Source organism: Thermus sp. FJN-A (assembly GCF_054655095.1).
This window is the reverse complement of sequence record NZ_BAAHSC010000068.1, coordinates 1-469: the sequence shown is the minus strand read 5'-3', so window position 1 is coordinate 469 and position 469 is coordinate 1. Positions and strand designations below refer to the sequence as shown.

1 pseudogene is annotated in these 469 nt (G+C 77.6%); it reads left to right on the top strand.

Features of this window, described 5'->3' with window-relative positions:
- Positions 1-68: 68 nt before the first annotated feature.
- Positions 69-469 (top strand): annotated as a pseudogene (locus ACYQ0J_RS00345) (TolC family protein); the annotation flags it as partial.

Sequence of the window (469 nt, the reverse complement as noted above, 5' to 3'; positions counted from 1 at the left end):
GCGGGGGGGTTGGGCATCGCCGCCTTCGTGGTCCTCTCCCCCTGGCTCAGGAAGGTGGTGGTGGCCAAGTGAGGCGGCTCGCGCTTCTTCTCGTCCTCGCCCCGGCCCTGGCCCAGGGCCTCACCCGGGAGGAGGCCCGCCTCCTGGACCGCCTCGCGGAGGAAGCCCTGAAGGCGGACCCCGCCTACCTCCAGGCCCTCGCCGACCTGGAGGCCGCCCGGGCCTCCCTCGGAATACTCGGGGCGCTCTCCGCCGAGGCGGGGGCCGCCCTGGCGGGGGAGTACGGGCAGGTGGCCCCCTCCTACCGCCTGGCCCTAAGCCTCAACCTGGCGGACCTCTTCCGGGACCGGGGCCCCGCCCTCCGGGCCCTCGAGGCCCGCGCCGAGGCCGCCCGGCGGGAGGCGAGGGTGCGGGTGGCGGAGGCCTTCTTCCGTTGGCTCGCCGCCCGGGAGGCGGCCCGGACCGCCGC